This is a genomic window from Plasticicumulans sp., from assembly GCF_035331805.1.
Lineage (GTDB): Bacteria > Pseudomonadota > Gammaproteobacteria > Competibacterales > Competibacteraceae > Plasticicumulans.
Map to the genome: position 1 here is coordinate 1 of NZ_DAOLKE010000196.1, position 3,863 is coordinate 3,863.

Here is a 3,863-nt window from a genome sequence, read left to right on the forward strand (position 1 = left end):
ATCAACCCTTTACGCCGCCGCCACCGCCCCGATGAACTGCGCCAGTTCCGGTGTATGCGGATTCGCCATCAGCGTCTTCGGGTCGCCTTCCTCCCAGACGCGGCCCTGGTGCATGAACACCAGATGGCTGCCGACATCGCGTGCAAAGCGCATCTCGTGCGTGACCAGGATCAGCGTCATGCCGTCGGCGGCCAGGCGTTCGAGCACCTTCAGCACCTCGCCGACCAGTTCCGGGTCGAGCGCCGAGGTGATCTCGTCGCAGAGCAGCACCGAGGGCTGCATCGCCAGCGAGCGGGCGATCGCGACGCGCTGCTGCTGGCCGCCGGAGAGCTGCTCGGGGTAGGCGTCGAACTTGTCCGACAGGCCGACGCGGCCGAGCATCTCGCGGGCGATGGCTTCGGCCTCGGGCTTCGGCAGCTTCTTCACGACCGTCGGCGCCAGCATGATGTTGCGCCCGACCGTCAGGTGCGGGAACAGGTTGAACTGCTGGAACACCATGCCGACGTGCTGGCGGAAGCGGCGCAGGTCGGTCTTCTTCGGGTCCAGCACTTCACCATCGACGGTGATGCGCCCGGCATCGAAGGTCTCCAGCCCGTTGATGCACCGGAGCAGCGTGCTCTTGCCCGAACCGCTGCGCCCGATCAGCGACACGACCGCGCCGCGCTCGACGTTCAGCGTCACGCCCTTCAGCACGTGGTTCTGGCCGTACCATTTTTCGATGTGATCAAGTTCTACGAGCGGCATGGAGCTTCGCCTCCAGGGAGTGGGCGTACAGCGACAGCGGGTAGCACAGCGCGAAGTACATCAGCGCCACGAGCGAGAACACGGTGAAGGGCTGGAAGGTGGCGTTGTTCAGCATCGTGCCGGCCTTGGTCAGCTCGATGAAGCCGATGATCGATGCGAGCGCCGTGCCCTTGATCACCTGCACCGAGAAGCCGACGGTCGGCGGGATCGCGATGCGCAGCGCCTGCGGCAGGATCACGTAGCGCATCGCCTCCAGCCACGACAGGCCGAGACTGGCCGAGGCCTCGCCCTGGCCCTTCGGGATCGCCTCGACGCAGCCGCGCCAGATCTCGGCGAGGAAGGCGCTGGTCCAGAGCGTCAGCGCCAGCGACGCGGCGACCCACGGCGACACCTCGATGCCGGCGAGCGACAGGCCGAAGAAGGCGAGAAAGAGCTGCATCAGCAGCGGCGTGCCCTGGAAAAGCTCGATGTAGCCGCGCGCCAGCAGCCGCAGCAGCGGGTATTTCGATACCCGCGCCAGCGTCAGCAGCAGGCCGGTGACGGCGCCACCGGCAAAGGCGATCAGCGACAGCAGCACGGTCCAGCGGGCCGCGAGCAGCAGGTTGCGGGCGATGTCCCACAGCGTGAATTCCGGCATGGCGGGCCTCCGTCAGCGACGCGCGAACAGTTGCCGGCCGATCAGGCCGAACACCTGACGCAGGCCGAGCGCGAGCGCGAGGTACAGCAGCGTGGTCACCGCGTACACCTCGAAGCTGCGGAAATTGCGCGACTGGATGAAGTTGGCCGCGAAGGTCAGTTCCTCGGCCGAGATCTGCGACACCACCGACGAGCCGAGCATCACGATCACGCACTGGCTCGACAGCGCCGGCCAGATCTTCCCGAGCGCCGGGCGGATGATGACGTAGCGGAAGATCTGCACGCCGCTCATGCCGAGGCTCTGTCCGGCCTCCACCTGGCCCTTCGGGATCGCCTGCAGGCCGGCGCGGATGATCTCGGTCGAGTACGCCCCGAGATTCACGACCATCGCGATCACCGCCGCTTCACCGGCCGTCAGGCGCACGCCGAGGTTCGGCAGCCCGAAGAAGATGAAGAACAGCTGCACGATGAACGGCGTGTTGCGCACGATCTCGACGTAGGCGCCGACGAGCGTGCGCAGCAGCCGGTTGCCGTAGCGCCGGGCCGCGGCGCCGGCGGTGCCGAGCGCGAGGCCGAGCACCGTCGAGACCGCCGTCAGCTGCACGGTCAGCCAGACCCCGCGCACGAACTGGTCGGTGTAGGGCAGCAGCTCCTGGAACTGGAACTGGTAGCTCATCGCGGCGTCCGCCTCAGGCACCGAGATCCGGCAGCGGCATCTTCAGCCACTTCTTCGAGATCGCATCGAGCGAGCCGTCCTTCTTCGCGGCCTCGATCAGCTCGTTGACCTTCGCCTGCAGCGCCGGCTCGTTCTTGTTCAGGCCGATGAAGCACGGCGAGTTCTTGAGCTTGAACTGCTCGACCGGCAGGCGCGGCGGGTTCTTCGCGGCGATCGCGGCGATGACGACGTTGCCGGTCGCGATCAGCCCGACCTGACCGGACAGGTAGGCCGAGATCGTCGTGTTGTTGTCCTCGAAGCGCTTCAGGTCGGCCGTCGGCGGCGCGATCTTGCTCAGTTCCAGGTCCTCGACCGAGCCGCGGGTGACGCCGACCGTCTTGCCGGCGAGGGCGTCGGCCGAGGTGATCTTCGCGTCCTGCGGGCCGAACACGGCGAGGAAGAACGGCGCGTAGGCGATCGAGAAGTCGATGGTCTTCTCGCGCTCCGGGTTCTTGCCGAGGCTGGAGATGACCAGATCGACCTTCTTCGTCTGCAGGTACGGGATGCGGTTGGCGCTGGTGACCGGCACCAGCTCGACCTTGACGCCGAGGCCCTTCGCCAGCAGCCGCGCGACGTCGATGTCGTAACCCTGCGGCTGCAGGTCGAGGCCGACCGAGCCGAAGGGCGGGAAGTCCTGCGGCACGGCGACCTTCAGCACGCCGGCGCCCTGGATGTCGGTGAGGGCATCGGCATGCGCGGTGGCGGCGGTCAGCGACAGGCAGACGGCGGCGAGCAGGGTTTTCAGCAGCTTCATCGGACGGACTCCGGCAGGTGGACGGGAAGGGGCGAAACGGGTTCGGCATCTGCATATCGCAACCGCCGTGCCAGCATGAGCGCATCACCGGCAAAGCCGCATGGCGCCTCAACTGTTCATACCAGTCTGAACAGTTGGGTGGTACTGCAAAGTCGAAAAACCGAAATTTCTGCACCAGATGTGTGCCCGAAAACCGTGCAATGGTGCAAGCGGAAAATCGCCATGAATTCAGGATTTGCACGGTTTCCACGTCGGCAGTACGCTCGGTCCGGCTCAGGAATCCGGTATCGGAACGATCACACAGGTATGAACAGTCATCGCGGCATTTCCCAGCAGGCTGCCGAAGCGATCCGCACGCTGATCCTCGAAGGCGGCTACGCCGAAGGTGCGCTGCTGCCTTCACAGCGCGACCTGGCCGAGCGCCTCGGCGTCAGCCGCACCTCGCTGCGCGAGGCGCTCTCGGGGCTGGCCTCGCGCGGCGAGGTGCGCGTGCAGGCCGGCAAGGGCGTGTTCGTCGGCAAGGGGCAGGATGCGCGCGGCGCGGTGCCGGCGGCCGCCGTGGACTGGGCCTTCGGGGCGCAGGCGAGCCCCGGGGAAATCTTCCAGATGCGCTACGGGCTGGAGGGCTACGCCGCCGGGCTCGCCGTCGCGCGCACGACGCCGGCCGTGCTCGATGCGCTGGCGGCGAACGTCGAGGCGCTGCGCGTCGAACTGCGCGCCGGCGACTTCGAGGCCGCCAACCGCCTCGACTTCGACTTCCACCGCCGGCTGATCGAACTGAGCGGCAACCGTGTGCTGCTCGACCTGCTCGGACGCTCGGCCGAGCCGTTCATCGAAAGCCAGAAGCTGCCGTTCGTGCGTCGCGAGCGGGTCATGGAAACCCATGCCGAGCATGTGCGCATCCTGCGCGCGCTGGAGCGCCAGTCGGCGAGCGCGGCAACGCGCACGATGCAGGAACACATCCGCCGCGCCGCCGCACGCATCGGCGTGCAGTTCGCGACGCCGGCGTGAGCG

Annotated in this window: 5 protein-coding genes; 1 reads left to right on the forward strand and 4 read right to left on the reverse strand. The window is 67.3% G+C overall.

The window, feature by feature from the left end; all coding sequences use genetic code 11:
* Positions 1-9 precede the first annotated feature (9 nt).
* The 4 genes from PKE44_RS13090 to PKE44_RS13105 are packed head-to-tail and all read right to left on the reverse strand — an operon-like array spanning position 10 to position 2,849.
* Positions 10-744 carry an amino acid ABC transporter ATP-binding protein gene (locus PKE44_RS13090; protein WP_324551898.1) on the reverse strand — a complete coding sequence of 245 codons (735 nt, stop codon included), beginning with the start codon at positions 742-744 and terminating at the stop codon, positions 10-12.
* Positions 725-1,381 (reverse strand): amino acid ABC transporter permease, encoded by a 657-nt coding sequence (locus PKE44_RS13095; protein WP_324551900.1) that lies wholly within the window; start codon positions 1,379-1,381, stop codon positions 725-727. Before PKE44_RS13095 ends, PKE44_RS13090 begins: the two co-directional genes overlap by 20 nt.
* 12 nt (positions 1,382-1,393) lie before the next feature.
* Positions 1,394-2,056 (reverse strand): amino acid ABC transporter permease, encoded by a 663-nt coding sequence (locus PKE44_RS13100; protein ID WP_324551902.1) that lies wholly within the window; start codon positions 2,054-2,056, stop codon positions 1,394-1,396.
* Between the two features lie 13 nt (positions 2,057-2,069).
* The gene (locus PKE44_RS13105) at positions 2,070-2,849 is read right to left on the reverse strand and encodes a transporter substrate-binding domain-containing protein (RefSeq protein ID WP_324551903.1); all 780 of its coding nucleotides are present in this window, start codon (positions 2,847-2,849) and stop codon (positions 2,070-2,072) included.
* A 306-nt stretch (positions 2,850-3,155) separates the two neighbouring features.
* Between PKE44_RS13105 and PKE44_RS13110 the strand changes: the two genes are divergently transcribed.
* Positions 3,156-3,860 (forward strand): FCD domain-containing protein, encoded by a 705-nt coding sequence (locus PKE44_RS13110; RefSeq protein WP_324551905.1) that lies wholly within the window; start codon positions 3,156-3,158, stop codon positions 3,858-3,860.
* Positions 3,861-3,863: the final 3 nt, after the last annotated feature.

Coding starts and splice junctions, on each gene's coding strand:
- PKE44_RS13090 (WP_324551898.1), bottom strand. CDS start 744: ATGCCGCTCGTAGAACTTGATCACATCGAAAAATGGTACGGCCAGAAC.
- PKE44_RS13095 (WP_324551900.1), bottom strand. CDS start 1,381: ATGCCGGAATTCACGCTGTGGGACATCGCCCGCAACCTGCTGCTCGCG.
- PKE44_RS13105 (WP_324551903.1), bottom strand. CDS start 2,849: ATGAAGCTGCTGAAAACCCTGCTCGCCGCCGTCTGCCTGTCGCTGACC.
- PKE44_RS13110 (WP_324551905.1), top strand. CDS start 3,156: ATGAACAGTCATCGCGGCATTTCCCAGCAGGCTGCCGAAGCGATCCGC.
- PKE44_RS13100 (WP_324551902.1), bottom strand. CDS start 2,056: ATGAGCTACCAGTTCCAGTTCCAGGAGCTGCTGCCCTACACCGACCAG.